A 20,735-nucleotide genomic window follows, 5' to 3' on the forward strand; every position below is an offset into this window, starting at 1 on the left:
AACCTTACCCTAGACCCTATGCCACGCAGCCTCGTCCTCGGAAACGGCACCCTCCTCGCGACGTTCGACGACCGTCTCCAGATGCGCGACCTCTACTTCCCGTATGTCGGCATGGAGGACCACACGACATTCGGCACCATGCACCGCCTCGGTGTGTATGTGGAAGGGAAAGGCTTTGCCTGGACGACCGATGAAAACTGGACGATCGAACTCGGCTACAAGTCGGATACGCTGGTTGGAAACTCCACACTTACACACCACGGACTCGGGATTACTATGACGATCGAAGACTGTGTGCACCCGGTCCATAACGTCCTCCTGCGCCGCTTCAAAATCCGCAGCCTGGATAATGAGCAGAAGATCGTAAAACTTTTCTTCCACCACGACTTCCACATTTACGGCGACAATCAGAAAGACACCGCCTTCTACGAACCCTACACCAACTCCGTCATCCACTACCGTCAGACCCGCTACTTCCTGGTTGGCGGGGAGACGAGTAATCCGGAGGAATGTTTCCTCGGTCACGGCGGCGGCGCCTACGATTCCGTGCTCCACAGCATGAAGCGCGTCGGCAGCTGCGGCATCTCGTCCTTCACGGTCGGGAAAGCAAACTACCGCGGCTACGTCGGAACCTGGAAAGATGCAGAAGACGGCGTGCTCTCCCAGAACACGATTGAGCAGGGGTCAGTCGATTCCACTGTGGCAATCCACAGCATCGTGCCTCCGAATACCGATACCGAAGTCGTGATGTGGCTGTGTCTCGGTACCACGCTCGACGAAGTCGTGCACTTGCAGCAGACCATTTTGGAAGAAACACCGGAGCGCCTCAGCCGCAATACCGCCAACTACTGGAAAAGCTGGGTCCACAAAACCAATGACGATTTCGGCACCCTCTCCACTACCAGCATTGATCTCTACAAACGCAGCCTGATGATGATCCGCGTCCACGCCGATAACCACGGCGGCATTGTGGCGGCAGCCGACAGCGACATCATGGCCTTCAACCGCGACACCTACACCTACGTCTGGCCCAGAGACGGCGCATTCGTGTCACTCGCTCTCGACGAAGCCGGTTACAGCGAAGTCGCGCGCCGCTTCTTTGAGTTCTGCAAACGCGTCCAGTCTCCCGACGGCTACATGCTCCACAAGTACAACCCGGACGGTTCTGTGGGCTCAAGCTGGCACCCGTGGTTCAGAGACGGTGAAGCACAACTCCCTATTCAGGAAGACGAAACCGCACTTGTGCTCTACGCCATGTGCAAACATTTCGAGAAAACCCAGGACTTCGAATTCCTGCAGCAGATGTACGAGACCTTTATTAAAAAAGCAGCACAATTCCTCTGCGACTTCCGCGAGGACGAAACCGGCCTCCCGCTCCCCAGCTACGACCTGTGGGAAGAGCATCGCGGCATCTTCACCTACACCATTGCCACAGTGATCGCAGGCCTTCAGGCTGCAGCGACGATGTCCCAGATGCTCGGGCATCACACCCATTCCGAACGCTACCACCAGGTTGCAGACGATATGAAGCAGGCACTCCTCTTCCATATGTTTGATGAAAAAGAGCAGCGCTTCGTGAAGAAGATCAAACGCAAGAACGGTAAAACAATCGAGCGGGACCTGACTCCCGATGCCTCGATCGCGATTGTCTGGAAACTCGGCGTCCTCCCACCGGATGATCCGCGCGTGATTTCCACCATGACACAGCTTGAACGCATGCTCAGGGTGAAGACCTCTATCGGCGGACTCGCACGCTACACCATCGACCATTATCAGGCAGTGACCACACCCGGAGAAGAAGTGCCCGGTAACCCGTGGATTATCACCACACTCTGGAACGCACAGTGGCAGATTGCGTGCGCAAAGACAAAAGCCGATCTCATTGCCGCAAAGACAGCCATTGAGTGGGCCGTGCAGTACGCGTCAAACACCGGCATTCTTCCCGAACAGCTGCATCCATACACCGGCGCACCTGTCAGCGTCGCGCCGCTCACCTGGAGTCATGCGACGTACGTGGAAACAGTGCTCGCGTATGTGAAAAAAGAACGGGAGCTGCTAGACTGAAAACCATCGCCCTCCTCCCGCTTATTATCGGACTGATCATTGCAAGCAGCGCACCCGCGCATGCCGCCACTGGTTTGACTGTGACTGCGGTGACAACCACAACAGGGAGCACCGTGATGGAAACGGGAGCAATCATCCGGATGCAAATAGGTGAACTCAAGCAATTGCTCGGTCGCCCGCTCCCTGCAAAGCGCAGTGACCTGATTCCCACTCCTGCAAAAGAAACCGCATGGCAATCCGACGTCGCGCGCTATCTGGAGAAGAGCAGTGAATACCGTGCAAACTGTTACGAAGCAATCCGGCGTGCGAACAGAGACACGATTGTGAAGCAGGCAACCACGTGCATGCGTGGCGATTTACTCCTGCATATTTCCTATCTGCGTCAGCAACAGGGATACATCTCTGCTATTCCTCTCCTGCAGCAAACAGTGCAGTCCGGCGCCGTTCTTTCTATGAAAAATCTGATTGATGCGGAGATGACAATCGTGAATGCCATCGATGCAAACCTCTACACAACCGCCGATATTCTCGCCGATACGAAGGCAAAACTCCGCGACCAATACCGCCTCCCGTACTGGCTCTCCCTCACACACATTCGGGCCGATCGTCAGTTGACATTTATTGGACTTATGTTAAAACGACTTGAGGAAATAGTACTGGAAAACAACAACACTCCCCTTATGGAGAAAACCACTCTACAGGCACTTCGTTGCCTGATGACGGGTGCGGAGGCGTACCAATCAGTTGTCACAGCAACCGACGGTGTGCTCGCGTCTAAAACCATCAGCGAGGCCGGGAAGAGCCTTTCTACGTGCAAAAATACCGTCTGGACTGTCGGTCATCTGAAGAAACGGCAGTCAACCTCATTGAGCGGAAGTGGGACTTTGCAGACAGAAGCGCAAAAGTAGGAGGAAATGATGATTACAAAATATCCGGCCCTGAAGACAACTTCCCAAGGGCTTTTTCGGCGCATAAGCTTACCAGTCCTATGGCGAGCAGACCCCTCAGACACCGCATAGAATACACGAAAAACAAGCACTCACGTGCTGTGTGCAAAGGCGATACCATCATTATTCGGCTCGCAAAAAATTTGTCGAAAACCGAAGAGCAGGAACACATTCAGTCACTGCTCCGCCGCATGACACATCTTGTGCTGGAAGAGCACGAGAAAAAAATGATCGATCCGTTCCGTCATCTTCTGAACGGTGGTCAGACACAGACAGTCACGCTCGCAACCGGAAAAAAATATGTGATTGCTCTGCACCCGGGAACACGCACATCTGCAAAAGCGTATGCACACGGTTGGAGAATCGATGTAAGCCCGCAGGTGCGCCGCTCCAGTCTGCACAGACTGTTCTGGTCTCTCATCTCCGAGCGCGAACTCGCACGCGTCACCGCCCTCGTGCATAAGATCAATGAGGAGACATTCAATGTCCGCATCCGCGAGGTACACCTCAGTTTTGCCACGACACAGTGGGGCAGCTGTTCCCCGCGCGGTGTGATCATGCTCAACACTGCACTGCTCTTCCTGCCACCATCTCTTCTGCGCTACGTCATCATCCACGAACTCGCCCACCGCAAGCAGGCGAACCATTCCCCTGCATACTGGCGCGAAGTGGAGTCCATGCTCCCCGGCTATAAGAAGCCGTACAAGGAGCTTCATAACTACAGACTGCCCCAGGCCTGATCCTCCGCAATGCGCGAAGAAAAGCCGTCATTTTTTTGATCGTGTCGCGAAAATCCATACAATAGAAGAATACTTATTCCCCCACCTTAGTATGTGGTTAGACGGCGACGACGAAGACACCAACGGCACAAAAGATGAACCGATGGGCGGCCCGGAAGCGGGCGACTACACCCATGCCGACCCCGTTCCGGGCGAACCTCAATCTGGTCTGCCAAGCAATAGGGATCTGTAATCAGAGAACGAAGCCAGCCTCACGTGCCAGCTTCCCGAACAAGTACACGGGCAATCCGACAATACCGGACCAGTCCCCTTCAATCCGCTCAATCATCAGCTGCCCGGGGCCGTCTATCTGAAAGGCCCCGCTTCGGCCTGCCCAGAGATGTGTCCCGATCCACCATTCAATGTCTTCATCGGTCAGTGTCTTGAAAAATACAGATGAGGAATCAAGCCCTTCATGAAGCTGACCGTTCGGATCAATCAGACACACAGCAGAATAGACAATCGACTCACCGCCACTCTGCAGACGAAGCATGTGTCTTGCCTCATCAGCATCCGCAGGCTTCTCAAGCAACGTTCCGTTTTTGCTCACGACAAGCGTATCGGCACCCAGCACAAAGGATCCCGCATGATCGTACGCCACATTCTCCGCTTTCAGACGTGCAAGGGTCTGCGACCGCTTGGCCGGCTCCCGCTCCGGATGAATGTCTTCATCAACCGTACTTGGGACAATATCGAAAGAAAGACCCAGCCCCTTCAGAAGCGATGCGCGTTGCGGACTCGTGGATGCCAAAATCAAAGAAGCACTCATATCTACAGTCTAGAGTTACCGCCAATCAACCAGCAACCAGAAACCAGCAAACAAGTAACACAATCACCACGTACGCTGCACTCCTTTGTTCGCTTTGATAATCTCATCCAGCGTCGGTGCCGGCTGCGTCTCTGCGCCATTCGGACCGGTAATCACAGTGCGTCCGCGGACACGCTTGATATTCACCACAGACTGACAGAGTTCATAGAAGCCAGGGAGATAGTCCTTCAGGGATTCCGGACAGGTGTTGATACGCTGGAAACGGCGGAGCTGGTTCACATCAAACGTGGTCAGATCCTCCTTGGTGAGGACAACCTTGCCCGTACCTGTCACGGTGACAGCCTTTTCATTCTCATGCGTCTTCAGGAAAATCTGGATACCGGATAAATCGTTCACATCCGGACAGGTAATATCTTTCCCATTCGCCTGGAGCTCTTCACACAAGTCGCGTGCGACCTGGAAGTCGCGGCGGTTATCGCGGTAGAAGCGGTAGTTCGCCAGAGCCTTCTCCTGAATAGTGGTACCCGCAACAAGCGATGCAGCGAGCGCAGTATCTGTAACAGACACCGGCGGTTCGACCGCAAACGGGAATCCTGCAATGAGTGCGAGGACTGCTCCGAGGAAGTATTCAGACTTCTTGAAGGACTTTTTCATACAAGAGGATGGTAATGGATTTTGATGTGAATGTGTCATTATTATAGCGTAATTTGCCTTTTATCGCAATCCAATCGCCTTTCTGACCCGTTCCATGGTCTTTTCCGCAATTGCAGACGCCTTCGCCGCTCCATCTTTCATAATGGCTGCGACATGCGCCGGATCTGCAGCAAGCTGTGCACGCTTGGTACGCATGGACGCAAAGTAATCCATGTAGGTCTCCAGCAGCTTCTTTTTGGCATCACCGTACGCAAGGCCGGCACGGTATTCCTCAGCAAGCGTCTTTTGCGCAGATGCATCGAGGAAGAGCTTATGGATGTTATAGACAATACAGCTGTCCGGATCTTTCGGATCGGTCGGTCCTTTGGAATCGGTCACAATCCCCATGATCGCTTTCTTGATGACTTTCTCATCACCAAAAAGCGGAATCGTATTGCCGTAACTCTTACTCATCTTCTGACCGTCTGTGCCCGGTACCACCGCCACATCCTCACGGATTTTCGGCTCCGGAAGAACGAACGTCTCGCCGTAGGTATTGTTGAATTTCACTCCAAGATCGCGCGCAATCTCCACATGCTGTTTCTGATCTTTTCCAACCGGCACAATCTCCGCATCGTACAGAAGAATGTCTGCCGCCATCAGCACCGGATACGTGAAGAGTCCGACAGACGCGGCAATCCCCTTTTCCACCTTGTCCTTGTAGCTGACCGCACGTTCCAGAAGCCCCATGGGCGCAAGCGTGGAAAGAACCCACATCAGTTCCGTGTGTTCGGGAACATCGGACTGGTAGAAGAGAATCGATTTCTCGGGATCGAACCCGGACGCAAGCAAATCCAGAACCGCATCCGTCCGATACTGACGGAGCAATGCAGGGTCCTGCACAGTCGTAAGAGCGTGGAGATCCACAATAAAATAGAAGCTCTGATCCGACTCCTTCTGCAGATCCACATTCGGCTTAATAGACCCGAAGTAGTTTCCGAGGTGCAACTGACCCGATGGCTGGATGCCGGAAAAGACGCGCATAGGGAAAGTATAGGGCTGTGTTGCTGCTAAAGCTATATCTTGGGTTATGGGAATAGTGAAAGAAGACGTATTTACAAAAAAGAATTCCACCCCAATAACCCATAACCAATTACCGATTACTTTTTTGCGCGTAGTTCGCGCAAAACCTTTTCAAACACCGGTGAAATCGGCGCTTCGATATGCAGCTTCTCTCCCGTGATCGGATGTGGCAGATCGAGTGAGTACGCATGCAAAAAGAAACGGTGATATTTGAAGTGCTTTTTAAACAATTTGTCCTGCTCCTGATTTCCATACAGTGGATCGAGCAAGAGCGGATGCCCGATGAACTTGAGATGCTGACGGATCTGATGCTTGCGGCCGGTGTCGATTTTCACTTCTACATACGACGCCGTCGGGAATGTTTCGATCACTTTGAAATGTGAGACGGCCGGAATGAGATCCTTGCTTGTACGTGCAGCAAGGGAGCGGTCAATGGTGCCGGATTTTCTGTCCATGTACCCGGCAGCCAGCGCGCGGTATGTCTTCACCCACCCCTTGAATTCCTTCGCGCGGATATTGCGCACAGCCTCCGCCGTCTTTCCGAATACAATGATACCGGACGTTCCAAAGTCCAGACGGTGCACCACGCGGAGCGTGGGATAGTCTTTCTTCAGGAAATCGAACAGCGGCTTCTTCCCAAATCCCCCTGCAGCCACGACAAGCTCACCCTCCAGCTTATTTACAATAAGCAGGTGGTCGTCTTCAAAAAGGATACGGTCCGGGCGGATAGGCATGCGCATAGAATACAGGAAAACAGCCCGTTTTATACCAGAAACTCCGGTACAAAACGGGCGTATGTGCCCATTCATGAAGGATTGCAACGACTTTTCCCTCCCTTAGGTGAGAATAATGCCGACAGCAATGCCGCAGACGAGAGCGATCAAAACCAAGCGGAAACCCTGCCCTGACGGCTCTGCTGCGTTGTTCGCCTGCGCTTTTGTACCGCTGTCTGTCCGTAAGGCAAATGGCGCATTTTTAAAATCGGACAATCGAAATGTCGGAGAACTAATCGTCATCGTAAGCCCTTTTCTGAATGAACGATGTGGGTAAGAACCGGAAGTCGGCTCTTTTTCTATGGAAAGAATAGCAAAAGCAGGATTATTGCCAAGCATGAGCGTCTTGCCTAGACTGTGAGCTCTTTTGGTTTACAGCACGGACGATTAGCTCAGCTGGTTAGAGCGTACGATTCACATTCGTAAGGTCCTCGGTTCGATCCCGAGATCGTCCACCACATATTGCACATAGAAAAACCGCAACACTCATCCAAAAGTGCTGCGGTTCCATGGATCCTTAGGTCCGTTTTACAGGCTTGGAAGATACCAAAAGCAAATCATGGTGATGATGGTTGCGGGCAAAGCACCCAGAAACAGTCCTAAGGGGCTGATACCATTTTTACCAAAAACAGGATTCACAATCGAATAGCCTGCAGGATTAGGTGCGTTCGCTATCACCGTCAGACCGCCGCCGCTGACCGCTCCCGCAACCAACGCGTACTTCTTTCCGTCACTTAATCCCTCGACTTGGGAGCCGAGGAATGTCAGTGCGGCGTTGTCGGTAATAGCTGTTAATGCCGTTGCACCCAGGTAGAGCTGCAATTCATTCAGGCTGGCTAACAGTGGTTCCAGCCACCAGGATTGCAATCCTCCTAAAGTAACGAGGCCGGCAAGAAAGCCACCGACCAGCAATCCCTGTTTCACTTTGAGTTCCTCCTGATATTCGTGTGTCACCACACAAAATCCCAGGAAAAAGACAAAAACCCCCATGAACACATCCGAGTGATGTGCAGTAACCACCACAAGCGCAAGAGTGCCCAGATGTACCCCAATCACCCACCAAGGAGCCTTCTTCATTTCTACGGAACCAGAGGCATGCAATTCATCATCTGTCAGAAGAGGCATGGCACAGAGCTGCCGAAAGAAAACAACAACCATCAAGACCGAACTGGTCAAAATCGCCACCGCTGCCTTCCAGCCAAAATGCCTCTCCATATACACAATGTCCCAATCCCATTTGTCTGCCACCATCAAAACAGGCGGTGCGGCAAAGGGGGTATGAACGCCTCCAATCGATACAAGAACTAGCAGAGTGCCGAAAAGCATATATTTGAAGATACGACTGTAACCTCTACTAAAATATTGTCGTACCAGCAAAATTGCTGTTACTGTCATGGCAGCAGGTTCTGTAATAAAACTTCCCAACTGCGCTCCAATGAACAGAGCCGAAAGTAAAAACGCTGCAGAAGACGGGAGCGGAATGAGTCGCGCGCCAGCTCGAATGATTGCATCCGCCAGATCAATAACAGGCTTCGTGCCTGCAATGACCATAATAACGAATACAAATTTCGCCTCTGTATAGTTTAAGCTCTCAATATAATGAATGGCCTCATGCCACCCATGACCAAATCCTCCTGTAACATTAGCGAGTGAATAGGGGTGACCATTCACATGATGCAGTGCACTGATACATATATGCACTAACCAAAGAACGCCGGCCCAAAGGATGAATACCGCCTCTGTCTCCCCTAATAAGTGAAACAGATTTTCTGCCTTGGATCCCTCGGGGTATTTGTGAGCCAGTTTTTGAAATTGCGACACCAAAAAGGTGTGCAAAACTGCCAACACAAAAATTGCTGTCGCTGCATGTTCAATCCGCATGACTGTCCCTTTCAATTTTGAACTACGTAGTTGTGAAATTCAGATAGTAAATCTTCTTCCAAGCCGGTGGACTCAAAGATCACTCCCTCTTCCAAACGTGAAAGAAGAATGATTGAAATACCATTTTCTCGCAAAAATATCAAGGCTCTAAGAGTCCCCCTTTCCGGTTTATACCACGTTTAGAGCATGCTTTTTGCAAATTCCGTATCCGTCATAATTCTGCTCTCTTCAGGCAAAATTTGATTTAAATACTTACTATTTGGCTTCAAATTATAAGGAGTTTCAGCCGGGCTTGTCATCATTTCAAACGCTAACTGACAAATACGCATACCTGGATACAAAGCAACTGGCATTCTATTTAAGTTACTTATTTCCAAAGTAATAGTTCCTGAAAAGCCAGGATCAACAAATCCAGCTGTTGAATGCACAATAATACCCAAACGGCCAAGTGAACTACGTCCTTCAACTCTTACAACCAAATCATCAGGAACAGTAATGCTTTCCATGGTTACTCCTAATACAAATTCCCCTGGTTGTACTATAAAAGAATCACCATCTGTAATAGTGATCATGCGCATTCTATCGGTAAAAGTTTCTGGGTTTTTTGGATCTAATATTGCAAATTTACTATGTTCATACAGCTTAAAAGTATTACCTAAACGCAAATCCATTGAACTAGCATGAATATGTCTGAATAACTCAGGTTGTGCTGAATCAATTTTTACACGTCCACTTTCTATAGCCTTTTTAATGTCTCGATCAGATAAAATCATAGGAATGAAAAGAAAGTTTTATTCAGCTTTATATCCAATAAATAAAATAACCTAAACAAATAATAAACAATTACCTAATAGCTTAGAGAGTTCCATTCTTAAGTTCTAGTGAATATACGCAATTAGAGGAAAAAATTAGTTCTAATACATTCTTATTAAATTAAGATTTAATATATTTTTTTCAAACGAAAGTTATTGGAATAACCAAGAAAAAACTCTCTTAATGAGAAATTTATGTACTATTAATTGTGCATTAAACTACTAATACACACTATATATTGTGGAGGGAATACTTGAGTTCAGCATCACGACCAGTCAGAATGCACCTCACACCCCATGCCAAACAATACCCTATCGTCGGCCGGAAGCGGGTCTCTGTTGGAAGACTACGAAGGCAGTGAGGCACTGACTTTTGCCAATGAGCGTGCAGAGAAAGAATCCAAGCTGCAGGATGTGCGCGATATACTGCACGAGGCGGCAACGGGACGGGATCAGTACCTGCATCCTGACACCGCCGAGCGCTGGTTTCAGGAAACTGTTGATACAGACCGTCCGCGCAGCCACTTCGAACAGCAGATCCGTCCACGTATGAAAGAGGCACAGGCCACCAGACAGGAATATGACGACGTGACACAGGAACTCAAAAAACGGGGAAGCAGTTTTGATGCACTCGCTCCGGACGCATTCTGGAAATTGAGCAGTAACGACCGCAAAAAATATCTGGAGCAGGCGCGGGAATATATGAAAGGTCCGAAGAATTTTGAATCGAGATGGGGCGCGATTTCAGACAAAGTGCGCAACTTCGTGAAGATCACGTTTGACGAACTTGGTGCGGCGTCATCCAGCGAAAGTAAGGCGCTTCTGGAAGGGCTCAAGTATAAGCCGCAGGATGAAAAGGAATTGGAGGGCTGGGAAGAATATGTGAATGGGGAAATGCAGAAGCAGCTGAAATTTGCCCGCCGCCTCTACTTTGAGGAATTGATGGATCCCCTGCTCCGGGAACTGAAAAACAAAACCATCTCCGAGCGCGTGCTGAAAGAAATGGACAAGAAATTCCGCGATAAGAACGTCGACTATAAGAGCAAGGAAACATACATCCAGAAGGTGCTCCCGACTCGCATTAAGGAATGGCAGACAGTGAAGGCAAAGCGCGACGGACTCGCGGAACAGTTAAGCGCAGATTCACAGCTCAAGCGACTGGTGACCAAACGCGTGGGATCATCAAAAACAGGAAAATTAAATGCCTTCATGAACCCGGATGCGTTTGCAAAAATGACCTACCCCGAGCGTAAGGGCATCACGGATCTCATTGATTCCATTATCAAAGCCGACAAAAACAACATGCTTCAGCTGCACGGCATTGTGCACTCAAAACTGGAATCTTTCAGCCAGGACGGCCGCATGCATCCGTCCAAGGTGGGAACATGGATGGACAGAATTTTCACACACCACGCGACCCCGCAGGAAGTGCAGGCGTACCTGACAAACACCGTCTATCCGAACGCAGAGCGCTGGAAGCAGGCACGCGTGGATTTCGATGCACTCAATGCAAAAATCAAACAGAAAGGACTGCCTCGCGGCATGCACCAGAACACGCTCAATCAATTCCTGCTGATGGATTACGAGCAGCGTGTGTCTTACCTGGAAGAAGCAACACAGCGCATGGAACACAATGTAAATGAGCAGAGTGAAATCAATAACCTCATCCTTGGCATTCGCCACAATTTCGATACGCATGACTGGGAAGAAGCTGAAGAACTATTGAACGAAGCAAAGGCGCTTGATCCAGAGAACAGAGCAGTGCAATCCATGGATCGGTATCTGCGTGCGCACCGTCCGCGCATTGTGGAAGAAAAAGAGGATCTGGAAGCAGAGGAGCTTGTGACAGATTTGCGCATGATGCTCAAAAATATTCCGGGCATGATGGGCAAAACATACGAACGTGCCATGCTGCTCGGCTCACAAGAACTGTCTGCCATCACCACCGGAGCGTATAACCTCGTGTGGGTCCATGAGCACCGCTACAGCACACCGCAAAAAGACCGCATCGCGAGCGAGAGTGATTTCAATAAAGACAAAACCCGCAACTACATTGAAGACGGCCACAGCCGGAAACTCGAACACAATATTCTCGGTGGTGATACCGCCCACCCGAATGCCATCCGCGACGAATGCAAAAAGGCACAGATGGTCCATATTCAGGATAAGGAAGGCGCAGCCGTCACCGTTGATAAGTTCAAACAGAAACAGGACGATAAACTGTTCCTCTACTGGACGACGCTGCATTTTGACGATGTCTCCTACGAAGAGCACCGCAGAGTGGTCCGGAACTATAACTATCCGCTCAAAACCAAAATGCGCGCACTGGATAAGATGGGCTACAAATTCACATTAGACGGTGCACCGCAGAAAAAGGACTAAATCGGCGTTTTGCGCTGATTGAGGAAAAATGCCTTCTCCTCTAGAATAGGACCTCTTTTGCCAATCTCACTTATGAAACACGCACGTACCCTCCTTCTCATCGCTCCTCTCTTCCTCGCAGCCTGCGGCACAACGCAGACCGGAGGCAGTAACACACTGGACGAGAATCTGGGAAATCCCCTCTTTGCGCAGCGGTATTATACCGACCTCGCAGAGCACATGGTGTCGCTCCAGCTTCGGGAAGACCCGATCATGAAAGATGCTGGCAAGAAAGCAGTCATCGACCGCACGCGTGCGAATGCTGCAGAGAAGGCACAGGACGCCATCGATTTGAACGCCAAAGGACAGAAAGGATACTTCATCAGTGAGCGTGACCTGTCACTCGGCAGCGTGACTCTGGTGAACGGCATGCTGTATTTCAGCCCCGACTTTATCAGCACGCCGGGACCATCCCTCCATGTGTATCTGTCCGATGTAACCGATCCGCGTCAGGGAGAATTTCCCGATGCCAGCGCGGTGGATCTCGGACTCCTGAAAAACATTATTGGAGCGCAGTCATTCGCACTGCCAGAAAAAGCCGCAGACTCCTACCGGACAGTCGTCCTCTGGGACGACGATCTTGGTATTGTCCACGGCTTCGTTCAACTCGACTAAACATTACAGTCTGCTTCCTGCACTTCCGACTGCATCCTGAATTGCTTTGCCGATGTCTGCGATAGTTGCAGGGACAACGACGCCATTCACGAAGTATGTCGGTGTGCCGCGGACACCCAGTTTTGTGCCGGCATCATACTCAGCCTGAATGACTTTGCGCTTGATGTTCGAGCTGCGGCAGCGGTTGAAGAGGTCCATATCAAGCCCGATCTGCTCACCCCAGTTTTCAATGGCGCTGGAGCTCAGCTGTTCCTGATTTTCATAGTTGAGATCCAGGAAATCCCAGAACTTACCCTGGTCAGCGGCACATTCGCTCGCTTCAGCAGCTTCCATCGCAAAAGGATGAATGGACGCCAGAGGGAACTGACGGAATTCAAATGCAATCTGTGAACCGTACTGGGCAATCATCGGCTCTGTCACCAGTGTGAGTGCCGACTTGCAGGACGGACACTGGAGATCGCCGTATTCCACCACGCTGACAGCTGCATTGGCATTCGTCTGCGGATGAACAGTTTTGGACGTTTCAGCACTGAGCCCGGTCGTATCGACACACGCAGTCAGCGCAACGAGGGAAATGGAGAGGAGGAGGGAGTGTTTCATAGTGCGGGCAGGATGGCAGGATCTCGAAAAGAAGGCAACCGGATCGACCAGACTTTGCACAAGGCTACGTCCGGCAAGCAAAAATGCGACATTCCTTTCATACTTGATCCCCGATCCCCTATACTGCTTTTCCTATGTCCCTCTACCGCCAATACCGCCCGAAAACCTTCGCCGACGTCGCTGGCCAAAGCCCGATTGTCGACACGTTGAACCAGGCTGTGTTGCAGGACAAACTCGCACATGCGTATCTGTTTGCCGGTATCCGCGGAACAGGAAAAACATCCATCGCACGCATTCTTGCAAAAGAACTGCTCACGCGCGGGGTGGAAGATGAGGTGCTGACGCGCAATATTCTTCAGGCTATTGAGGAAGGAAATCTGGTGGATTTGATTGAAATTGATGCAGCGAGCAACCGCGGTATAGACGATATCCGCAGCCTGCTGGAAAAAATCCAGTTCACGCCGGTGGTGGCAAAGGCAAAGGTCTACATCATTGATGAGGTGCACATGCTCACAAAAGAAGCATTCAACGCGCTCCTGAAAACTCTCGAGGAACCGCCGGCCTATGCCTTCTTCATCCTGGCCACGACAGAACTCCACAAAATTCCCGCCACTATCCAGTCCCGCTGTCAGCGTTTCCTGTTCCGGCAAATCCGCGAGGAAGACGTGGTTGGCAGGCTCCGGTTTATTGCCGACGCCGAATCCATCAGCATTGATGACAAAGCACTGAAAGCCATCGCCCATCACAGCGGCGGCAGTATGCGCGACGCCATCTCACTCCTTGATCAGCTGCGGTCTCTCACCAAAGACATCACGATGCAGGATGTGAAAGAGCGCATCGGGGAATCGGGACATGAATACGTTGAGCAATTACTCACTGCCATTCAGACCGGCGATACCGGCACGATTGTGACCATTGTTCGCAGTATGGAAGAGTCCGCAGTCCCCTTTGAAAACGTCACGCGGCTTCTGCTGGAAGAAGTACGGAAGCAATTGCACACCGCCGTGCAGGACAAGAAAAACACTGCCCCGTTTGTCCGCGTGCTCGACGCATTCATGGATACCATCCGCGACCTGCGCATTGCACCAGTCCCAGGACTCGTTCTCGAATCGACACTGCTGTCTCTCACGCAGCCGCAAACTGTAGCACCTGTAGAGATGGCAAAGCCTGTGATCTCACAGCCAGCAGCTCCTGTGATACAAAAAGTACCCGCTCCAGTCGTCACGCCAGCTGCACCCGTCACTGAATCAAAACCGATCGCATCCCCAGTCGCCGATCCAGAGATTCCCAATAACCAATTACCCATAACCGATAACCCAACCGCTCCAGCTGCCGTCGACCTGATGTCCCTGAAAAACGCCTGGCCCGACATCGTCGCAAAAACGGAACCTGCTTACGTCCGCATGTCCCTGAAAAACGGCCATCTGCACGCCGTCGAAGGAAACAACATTATTGTCGTCTTCGGCTCCTCCTTCCACCGCGACAAAGCATCCTCCCCGGAAGGCGCACGCAGCATAGACACCGTGATGGAATCGATATTCAAAGTACCGCTGCGCATCAAGTGCGTCCTCGAATCTGATGTCCGCAGCTCGGGCGTTGTGCCGCACGCAGAAGCCGTCAACCTCGCCGAAGCCGCAGCTGATATTTTTTAAACATTCCACCTCCGGTAACCGATCCCCGATCACTCATCATGCACATCCGCGATGAAAAACAGTTGCTCCGGACACGAATCGGGGAAAGGGCGAAAAGACTTCTCCCGAAAGAGCGCGACGCAGAAAGCCGCAGCATTTGCAGAAGAGTCGTCGAAAATCTTCCGGAAGGCCAGTTAACAATCTGCGCCTATATGCCGATGGCAAGCGAAGCAGACATTGCGCCGCTTGTGGAAAAGCTGATCGGGATGGGACATCGTGTCTTCATCCCCCGCTTCACCCGTGTGCACTTTGAATTCCGGCAGATTCTTTCCATGAAGGATCTCTTCCCCGGAAAATTCGGCTTGATGGAGCCGCTCGCAAGCGCACCGGAACTCGACCTGAAAACCGTCTCACTCGTCTTGCTCCCTGCCGTCGGATTTGACCGCACAGGCAACCGCCTCGGCCGCGGCAACGGAGGCTACGACCGGTTTGTAGAGGAGCTGAAAAAAGTGAATCCGGATGCACGCATCTGGGGCATTGCACTGGAACATCAGCTGACAGATCATGTGCCAACTGAACTGCATGACAGACCTGTCGACGCAGTCATTACCGCACGGGAGTTAGTGACTCCTCAACCCAAACCGTAACCCAGACCTTATTTCGCTGTCGTCACCGTCTCCGCAATTTTCTTGAGGAGCGCAATACCGTCAATCACTTCCTGCGACGGTGTACTGACAACAGTGTTTACCACCTGCTCCACATCGGCGTAGAGGATTTTTGCGTTGTCGTCCGGCGGCCAAATCACGGCGCTCGGGTGTGTCTCGACGAACGCATCGACTTTCTCGTTGGCGCTTTCTTCTGCAATCGGGAAGTCGGCCACTTTGGTAAGCATTGCAGCACCTTCCGCTTTAAAGGTCAGAATCATGCTTTCCGGGTACGCCGTCCCCCCATCCGGACGCCCGATTCCAATCAGGTACGCAGACACCAGCCCCGCTTCACTCGTCACAATACCGCACTGCATCGGCTTTGCTGTATCAATAGGCAGATACACACCGGTTCCCTGGAGAGGCAAACAGCTCTGTGTCGCAATAACAGCATTCTTTGCAGTGGTGGAAATCGTCCAGTCTTTCAGCCCCGAGGGGATATGATCGTATTGGATAAGTGCAGACACCGTACCCGCAAGCGGATCAGCAGCCTTGGATGAGTGTACCGGATACAGGAAGCTGAGGTTGAGTGCGGAGCTCTGCACGGTTTTCCAACTGACCGTCTCTCTGCTCATAAAGAAATAGAGGCCGATGACTGCCGCAACAACAGCGAGGGGAAGAAGTTTTTTCATAGTGGACTGAGTGTAGCAATTTTTTGACCGTGACAGCAACCATCTATCTTCGTATGCTCCGCGCATGCCTTCGTTTGATTTTCTGAAAAGCGGCGACCCCGCCATCTACAACGCATTGATGGGTGAAATGCAGCGTCAGGTGGATGGAGTGGAACTGATTGCATCTGAAAACTACATCTCCCCTGCGGTGATGGAGGCGATGGGCAACGTCTTTAACAATAAATATTCCGAAGGATATCCGGGGCGCCGCTACTACGCGGGACAGGAATATACGGATCAGATTGAGACCCTTGCGATTGATCGTGCAAAAAAATTATTCAATGCGGGACATGCAAACGTGCAGCCGCACGCAGGCGCACCGGCAAACGTCGCCCTCTACTTCGCACTCCTGGAACCGGGTGACACCGTGATGGGCATGGATCTGAGTCACGGCGGACACCTCACACACGGGCATCCGGTCACGTACCTGACAAAGATCTTCAAGTTTGTGCGTTATAAGATGAAAGACACGGAGACCGGGGAAATTGACTACGATCTGATGCGCCAGGTGGCCCTCGCCGAGAAACCAAAAATCATTCTGGCAGGTTTCTCTGCGTACCCCCGTGAACTCGACTACGCAAAAATGAAGGCAATCGCACAGGAGGTCGGTGCCTATACCGTCGCAGACATGGCACACATTGCCGGACTGATTGCCGGCAAGCAGCTCAGAAACCCGTTTGATGACGGCTTTGACGTTATTACAACCACAACCCATAAAACGCTCCGCGGCCCCCGCGGCGGCATGATTCTGTGTCGTGATCCGGAACTCGGAAAGAAGATCGACAAGTCCGTCTTCCCCGGCTTCCAGGGTGGCCCCATCATGCAGATGATCGCAGCCAAGGCTGTGGCTTTTGGCGAAGCGCTCCAGCCGGAATTCCAGGAGTACGCTGCGCAGATCATTAAAAACAGCAAGCACCTCGCCCAGTTCTTCATGGACCGCGGCGCAAAGCTCGTCACAAACGGAACCGATAACCACCTGATGCTGATCGACTGTATGACCTCCTTCGGCGTTCCCGGGGGCGAAGTTGAAACTGTGCTCGATAGAGTCGGCATCACGCTCAACAAGAACATGATTCCCGATGACCCGCGAAAACCGATGGATCCATCCGGCGTGCGCCTGGGAACCCCGGCTATCACCACCCGCGGCATGAAAGAAGCGGATATGGAAACACTCGGACAATTCATGCTCCGCGCCATCGAACACCGTGCGGATGATGCCGCTTTGCTGTCGTTGCACGGGGAAATCAAAGAGTTCTGCCACACATTCCCGGTGCCGGGAATCTGATCGTTACTCTGTTTTGCAGTTAAAACACCCGTCATACTGACGGTTATTTCCGTCATCGCAGGTCTCCCCTGTCTCGACAATGTCGTTGCCACAGTAGGCAGGGATTTTGCAGACACTTGGAGATCCGGAACACTTGTACCCGAATTCGTCTTTGCAGGAAGCAGAGCACCCGTCACCGTTTTCCAGATCACCATCATCGCACCGTTCGTTCGATGCAGTCACGCCATCTCCGCACAGGGACCAGCACTTCGATGGCTGACCTGCACATTCAAAGCCGCTTTCGACTGCACAGCTTGCGGAACAACCATCGCCAGAGACGGCATTTTTGTCATCGCATGTTTCCGCTCCGGTCATCAGTCCATCACCGCAGCCGGCTTTAATGGCTGTTGCAGGCGCAGAGCTTGTACGCGTTATAACCAAAGCACCCGTACTGCGGCGGCGCTTGCTAAGGACAGGGGCAACGGCACGCAGAGATGCGACAGAGGATGATCTGGAACTGACACGCCGGCCCCGCACACTGCTTGCAGAAGACGATGATGCAACCGAACTGACACGCGGCAAAAGCAGCGCACTCATATCCTGTCTGCCTGCCGGTAATGATTGCTGCAATGCGGCAATACCACTCAGGGCAAAAAGTGCCGAGAGCAGAAAGGATGTGCGACGGGAGGAGAAAGGTGCAGCGTGCTTCATACAGAAACAGGAAGGAATAGGGACATGATATCAGAATTCCGCAGGCACTGGCACCTGCTCCGTACACACACTCGGACTGCCGGTACATACATACATGTGATCCGTCTGGCAGGCAGCATTGCACCCATCATAATCCGTCCTATTTCCATCGTCACACTCTTCACCGCTTTCAATCGCTCCGTTGCCACACGGCGGACGGTGCCGGCAGGTTCCGGGGCCATCGCACACATAACCCGGCTCTGTTTCACACCGGTATGAACAGCCATCGCCGTCTCTGCCATTTCCATCATCACACATCTCCCCTGCCTCAATACGAGTGTTTCCACATCCCGTTTTCCCCGCTGACGTTTTTACGCACACGCTCGGTTCCCCGACGCACGCATACGATGCATCCACCAGACAACGCGTACAGCCATCGTAATCCCAGTCATTCCCGTCATCACACTCTTCAGACTCTTCAATCAATCCGTCACCACACACACTCAGTGCTGATGTGGTATCGGACACGACTTCAATAGATGACACTGTCTTTCCCTCGCCCTCTGTGCGCAGCATGAATTGCCAGGCAATAAGGAATGCCATAAGAGCAAGGACAGTCACAATGCCGCAGAAGACCAAAAGCCGGTGGAAGAAGGATGCATGTGCCAAATCTCTCTAGTATAGCAAAAAAACACATTTTTCAGAAGGTGTAGCGTCGTCTGAAGCAGGAAAATTGGCTTGTAGACAAATCAGAAAAATATCAACTATTGAACGCAGCAGTAAGCCAAAAAACAACATGTCACTTTTTGATCACAAATTGTATCCATATAACATCATTGTTTTTACACCATGACAGATTGTTGCACTCACCTGCTGCCGTGCGTACGATGATATGAAACGTGACGCACAGAGCAGCACATTTCACCCCACAAACAACAAAGACAAACATAGTTTCTTTTACATCACCGAGACATAACAGAGAGAGTGGTAATCATCCTGGAATACGGACACGTTCCCCTCAGCCACCCCTTGCTTCCTATGCATCATCCTGAGCATGGAAACGTGATAGCCCCCTTAGATGTTCCACAAGTGTGGTTACCCCCCTCTCTGCCGTGCAACGCTCGCAGTCTCGTAGCGGTACGATCCTGCGCAACCCCCTCCACTTCCGCGGTTCTCTCTGGCGCAAGCCTTACGACGAACCAATCCCCGGAACTTCGTCAGGTCACGAGGAGAAACAAGAGACCAGAGCACAGCAGTCCCAGGAGTCCCCCAGGACAAACACAAAAACAGAGAGACTCGAATGATGTATTCGGGTCTTTTTTGTATGAGATTGAGGTTGCCGAAGCTCGCGAGCTCAGGGTGACACTGCTACACTGCACTCCATGCGCCGCATGAAACGCAGCCTCGGCTTCGCCCTCGTTGGCCTCCGCCACGCCTTTGAGCGTGAAAAGAACCTCCGGATGTTCCTCTGGGTCTATATTGTCGTCATCGGCCTGGGCGTGTATCTGCACCTGCTCCTCTGGGAATGGCTGGCTGTCGTGATGGCAGGCGGCATGTTCATGGCAACGGAACTCTTGAATACCGCCATCGAACGCTTTGTGGATGTGATTGATCACAACCGTAAAATTGAAGGCAACGAGGGTTACCACCACAATCTCAAAGCAGCCAAAGACGTCGCGGCAGCGGCATCACTGATTGCACTTCTCACGAATATTATCGTCATCGGCATCGTGTTCTATCCGTACGTGGATATGACCATCCGTGCGATGATTAAGCAGTAAGAAGTGTTCCCTTGCGAAGAAACATTTCAGAGATGCTTTGCATTGTGTGCTAAATCTAAAACTGTCCACCGACGGAACCAGAAACCCATGTAGAAAAGGTTGAGGAGCAGGATCACTATCATTGATCCAGAGAGCCACACACCGTTCATTCCATAGATTCCAGCAATAATCATGATCGTAATACCAACCGGAAGTTCTCCACACAAAAAAAGGAGGACAGCCCACCACAAACGTGAGGCGGCGGTTTCTAAGTCAGTCATGATCACACCTTTCTTTCAAAGATCGCAAGGGAACACCAAAAGCATTCCAGAGCAGACGACGTCTGTACAGTAAAACTGACCCTGTGCTCTTTCGGGGTCAGTCGGTTTTCACGTCTATCGCAGTGACAGAACAAAGGGAAAACCATTTAGACACGCTCATTTTTTGCCACATGATACACACGCGGCTTTCGTTTCCACGGGTGATGCCACAGCTCAATCAGCTGTGCCAAAAGGACCATCGCACCAAAAGGAACATTCATCGGATTGGCCAGATACGAACCGATCGATACCTCAAAAAAATCTCCAAATGGTGTAAAGGACACGGGACACCTCCAATCTGTGAAAGAGCACAGGGAT

General features: G+C 51.5%; 23 protein-coding genes and 1 tRNA gene. 11 read left to right on the forward strand and 13 right to left on the reverse strand.

Annotated features, from left to right (window positions below; genetic code table 11):
* Window positions 1–18 precede the first annotated feature (18 nt).
* The 4 genes from K8942_04470 (at window position 19) to K8942_04485 (ending at window position 3,983) form a co-directional block, all read left to right on the forward strand.
* Window positions 19–2,064 (forward strand): glycoside hydrolase family 15 protein, encoded by a 2,046-nt coding sequence (locus K8942_04470; protein UPA22277.1) that lies wholly within the window; start codon window positions 19–21, stop codon window positions 2,062–2,064.
* 80 nt (window positions 2,065–2,144) lie between these two features.
* Window positions 2,145–2,972 carry a hypothetical protein gene (locus K8942_04475; protein UPA22278.1) on the forward strand — a complete coding sequence of 276 codons (828 nt, stop codon included), beginning with the start codon at window positions 2,145–2,147 and terminating at the stop codon, window positions 2,970–2,972.
* An 80-nt stretch (window positions 2,973–3,052) separates the two neighbouring features.
* The gene (locus K8942_04480; GenBank protein ID UPA22279.1) at window positions 3,053–3,751 is read left to right on the forward strand and encodes a M48 family metallopeptidase; all 699 of its coding nucleotides are present in this window, start codon (window positions 3,053–3,055) and stop codon (window positions 3,749–3,751) included.
* A 91-nt stretch (window positions 3,752–3,842) separates the two neighbouring features.
* Window positions 3,843–3,983, forward strand: a complete 141-nt coding sequence (locus K8942_04485) for a hypothetical protein (GenBank protein ID UPA22280.1) — start codon at window positions 3,843–3,845, stop codon at window positions 3,981–3,983.
* On the opposite strand, the gene K8942_04490 is transcribed toward K8942_04485, so the two are convergent.
* The 5 genes from K8942_04490 to K8942_04510 form a co-directional block, all read right to left on the reverse strand.
* Window positions 3,984–4,559 carry a Maf family protein gene (locus tag K8942_04490; protein UPA22281.1) on the reverse strand — a complete coding sequence of 192 codons (576 nt, stop codon included), beginning with the start codon at window positions 4,557–4,559 and terminating at the stop codon, window positions 3,984–3,986.
* A gap of 63 nt (window positions 4,560–4,622) precedes the next feature.
* Window positions 4,623–5,213: a hypothetical protein gene (locus K8942_04495; protein ID UPA22282.1), complete on the reverse strand. Its 591-nt coding sequence runs from the start codon at window positions 5,211–5,213 to the stop codon at window positions 4,623–4,625.
* Window positions 5,214–5,273: 60 nt separating this feature from the next.
* Window positions 5,274–6,236 carry a tryptophan--tRNA ligase gene (gene trpS, locus K8942_04500; protein ID UPA22283.1) on the reverse strand — a complete coding sequence of 321 codons (963 nt, stop codon included), beginning with the start codon at window positions 6,234–6,236 and terminating at the stop codon, window positions 5,274–5,276.
* Window positions 6,237–6,352: 116 nt separating this feature from the next.
* Complete coding sequence (locus K8942_04505; GenBank protein UPA22284.1) at window positions 6,353–7,009, reverse strand: RluA family pseudouridine synthase; 657 nt, start codon at window positions 7,007–7,009, stop codon at window positions 6,353–6,355.
* A gap of 102 nt (window positions 7,010–7,111) precedes the next feature.
* On the reverse strand, window positions 7,112–7,387 hold the full coding sequence (locus K8942_04510; protein UPA22285.1) for a hypothetical protein: 276 nt from the start codon (window positions 7,385–7,387) through the stop codon (window positions 7,112–7,114).
* 42 nt (window positions 7,388–7,429) lie between these two features.
* On the opposite strand from K8942_04510, the gene K8942_04515 reads away from it, so the two are divergent.
* Window positions 7,430–7,506, forward strand: a tRNA-Val gene (locus K8942_04515).
* Window positions 7,507–7,576: 70 nt separating this feature from the next.
* On the opposite strand, the gene K8942_04520 is transcribed toward K8942_04515, so the two are convergent.
* Window positions 7,577–8,929 carry a putative Na+/H+ antiporter gene (locus K8942_04520; GenBank protein ID UPA22286.1) on the reverse strand — a complete coding sequence of 451 codons (1,353 nt, stop codon included), beginning with the start codon at window positions 8,927–8,929 and terminating at the stop codon, window positions 7,577–7,579.
* A gap of 179 nt (window positions 8,930–9,108) precedes the next feature.
* Complete coding sequence (gene dcd, locus K8942_04525) at window positions 9,109–9,702, reverse strand: dCTP deaminase (protein UPA22287.1); 594 nt, start codon at window positions 9,700–9,702, stop codon at window positions 9,109–9,111.
* Window positions 9,703–10,038: 336 nt separating this feature from the next.
* On the opposite strand from dcd, the gene K8942_04530 reads away from it, so the two are divergent.
* Window positions 10,039–12,123, forward strand: a complete 2,085-nt coding sequence (locus tag K8942_04530) for a hypothetical protein (protein UPA22288.1) — start codon at window positions 10,039–10,041, stop codon at window positions 12,121–12,123.
* 72 nt (window positions 12,124–12,195) lie between these two features.
* Window positions 12,196–12,777, forward strand: a complete 582-nt coding sequence (locus tag K8942_04535) for a DM13 domain-containing protein (GenBank protein ID UPA22289.1) — start codon at window positions 12,196–12,198, stop codon at window positions 12,775–12,777.
* Between the two features lie 3 nt (window positions 12,778–12,780).
* Here the strand turns inward: K8942_04535 and K8942_04540 are convergent, their stop codons facing one another.
* Window positions 12,781–13,377 carry a DsbA family protein gene (locus K8942_04540; GenBank protein ID UPA22290.1) on the reverse strand — a complete coding sequence of 199 codons (597 nt, stop codon included), beginning with the start codon at window positions 13,375–13,377 and terminating at the stop codon, window positions 12,781–12,783.
* 134 nt (window positions 13,378–13,511) lie between these two features.
* Here K8942_04540 and dnaX point away from each other — a divergent pair, with 134 nt between their 5' ends.
* Entirely contained in the window at window positions 13,512–15,029 is a 1,518-nt protein-coding gene (gene dnaX / locus K8942_04545; GenBank protein ID UPA22291.1) for a DNA polymerase III subunit gamma/tau, read from the forward strand.
* Between the two features lie 38 nt (window positions 15,030–15,067).
* Complete coding sequence (locus K8942_04550; protein ID UPA22292.1) at window positions 15,068–15,655, forward strand: 5-formyltetrahydrofolate cyclo-ligase; 588 nt, start codon at window positions 15,068–15,070, stop codon at window positions 15,653–15,655.
* 8 nt (window positions 15,656–15,663) lie between these two features.
* On the opposite strand, the gene K8942_04555 is transcribed toward K8942_04550, so the two are convergent.
* Window positions 15,664–16,344, reverse strand: coding sequence for a hypothetical protein (locus tag K8942_04555; protein ID UPA22293.1), 681 nt, complete (start codon window positions 16,342–16,344; stop codon window positions 15,664–15,666).
* 64 nt (window positions 16,345–16,408) lie between these two features.
* Between K8942_04555 and K8942_04560 the strand changes: the two genes are divergently transcribed.
* Window positions 16,409–17,668 carry a serine hydroxymethyltransferase gene (locus tag K8942_04560; protein UPA22294.1) on the forward strand — a complete coding sequence of 420 codons (1,260 nt, stop codon included), beginning with the start codon at window positions 16,409–16,411 and terminating at the stop codon, window positions 17,666–17,668.
* Between the two features lie 3 nt (window positions 17,669–17,671).
* Here K8942_04560 and K8942_04565 read toward each other — a convergent pair whose 3' ends face one another.
* Window positions 17,672–18,358, reverse strand: a complete 687-nt coding sequence (locus tag K8942_04565; protein UPA22295.1) for a DUF4215 domain-containing protein — start codon at window positions 18,356–18,358, stop codon at window positions 17,672–17,674.
* Between the two features lie 30 nt (window positions 18,359–18,388).
* On the reverse strand, window positions 18,389–19,006 hold the full coding sequence (locus K8942_04570; protein UPA22296.1) for a DUF4215 domain-containing protein: 618 nt from the start codon (window positions 19,004–19,006) through the stop codon (window positions 18,389–18,391).
* Between the two features lie 713 nt (window positions 19,007–19,719).
* On the opposite strand from K8942_04570, the gene K8942_04575 reads away from it, so the two are divergent.
* Window positions 19,720–20,118, forward strand: coding sequence for a diacylglycerol kinase (locus K8942_04575; protein UPA22297.1), 399 nt, complete (start codon window positions 19,720–19,722; stop codon window positions 20,116–20,118).
* A 26-nt stretch (window positions 20,119–20,144) separates the two neighbouring features.
* Here K8942_04575 and K8942_04580 read toward each other — a convergent pair whose 3' ends face one another.
* Window positions 20,145–20,378, reverse strand: coding sequence for a hypothetical protein (locus K8942_04580; GenBank protein ID UPA22298.1), 234 nt, complete (start codon window positions 20,376–20,378; stop codon window positions 20,145–20,147).
* Between the two features lie 146 nt (window positions 20,379–20,524).
* Window positions 20,525–20,701, reverse strand: a complete 177-nt coding sequence (locus K8942_04585; GenBank protein UPA22299.1) for a hypothetical protein — start codon at window positions 20,699–20,701, stop codon at window positions 20,525–20,527.
* Window positions 20,702–20,735 lie beyond the last annotated feature (34 nt).

Source organism: Candidatus Peribacteria bacterium, from assembly GCA_023038255.1.
Classification (GTDB): domain Bacteria; phylum Patescibacteriota; class Gracilibacteria; order Peribacterales; family Peribacteraceae; genus CALREJ01.

Coding starts and splice junctions, on each gene's coding strand:
- K8942_04470 (UPA22277.1), top strand. CDS start 19: ATGCCACGCAGCCTCGTCCTCGGAAACGGCACCCTCCTCGCGACGTTC.
- K8942_04480 (UPA22279.1), top strand. CDS start 3,053: ATGGCGAGCAGACCCCTCAGACACCGCATAGAATACACGAAAAACAAG.
- K8942_04485 (UPA22280.1), top strand. CDS start 3,843: ATGTGGTTAGACGGCGACGACGAAGACACCAACGGCACAAAAGATGAA.
- K8942_04490 (UPA22281.1), bottom strand. CDS start 4,559: ATGAGTGCTTCTTTGATTTTGGCATCCACGAGTCCGCAACGCGCATCG.
- K8942_04495 (UPA22282.1), bottom strand. CDS start 5,213: ATGAAAAAGTCCTTCAAGAAGTCTGAATACTTCCTCGGAGCAGTCCTC.
- trpS (UPA22283.1), bottom strand. CDS start 6,236: ATGCGCGTCTTTTCCGGCATCCAGCCATCGGGTCAGTTGCACCTCGGA.
- K8942_04505 (UPA22284.1), bottom strand. CDS start 7,009: ATGCCTATCCGCCCGGACCGTATCCTTTTTGAAGACGACCACCTGCTT.
- K8942_04510 (UPA22285.1), bottom strand. CDS start 7,387: ATGCTTGGCAATAATCCTGCTTTTGCTATTCTTTCCATAGAAAAAGAG.
- K8942_04520 (UPA22286.1), bottom strand. CDS start 8,929: ATGCGGATTGAACATGCAGCGACAGCAATTTTTGTGTTGGCAGTTTTG.
- dcd (UPA22287.1), bottom strand. CDS start 9,702: ATGATTTTATCTGATCGAGACATTAAAAAGGCTATAGAAAGTGGACGT.
- K8942_04530 (UPA22288.1), top strand. CDS start 10,039: ATGCCAAACAATACCCTATCGTCGGCCGGAAGCGGGTCTCTGTTGGAA.
- K8942_04535 (UPA22289.1), top strand. CDS start 12,196: ATGAAACACGCACGTACCCTCCTTCTCATCGCTCCTCTCTTCCTCGCA.
- K8942_04540 (UPA22290.1), bottom strand. CDS start 13,377: ATGAAACACTCCCTCCTCCTCTCCATTTCCCTCGTTGCGCTGACTGCG.
- dnaX (UPA22291.1), top strand. CDS start 13,512: ATGTCCCTCTACCGCCAATACCGCCCGAAAACCTTCGCCGACGTCGCT.
- K8942_04550 (UPA22292.1), top strand. CDS start 15,068: ATGCACATCCGCGATGAAAAACAGTTGCTCCGGACACGAATCGGGGAA.
- K8942_04555 (UPA22293.1), bottom strand. CDS start 16,344: ATGAAAAAACTTCTTCCCCTCGCTGTTGTTGCGGCAGTCATCGGCCTC.
- K8942_04560 (UPA22294.1), top strand. CDS start 16,409: ATGCCTTCGTTTGATTTTCTGAAAAGCGGCGACCCCGCCATCTACAAC.
- K8942_04565 (UPA22295.1), bottom strand. CDS start 18,358: ATGAAGCACGCTGCACCTTTCTCCTCCCGTCGCACATCCTTTCTGCTC.
- K8942_04575 (UPA22297.1), top strand. CDS start 19,720: ATGCGCCGCATGAAACGCAGCCTCGGCTTCGCCCTCGTTGGCCTCCGC.
- K8942_04580 (UPA22298.1), bottom strand. CDS start 20,378: ATGACTGACTTAGAAACCGCCGCCTCACGTTTGTGGTGGGCTGTCCTC.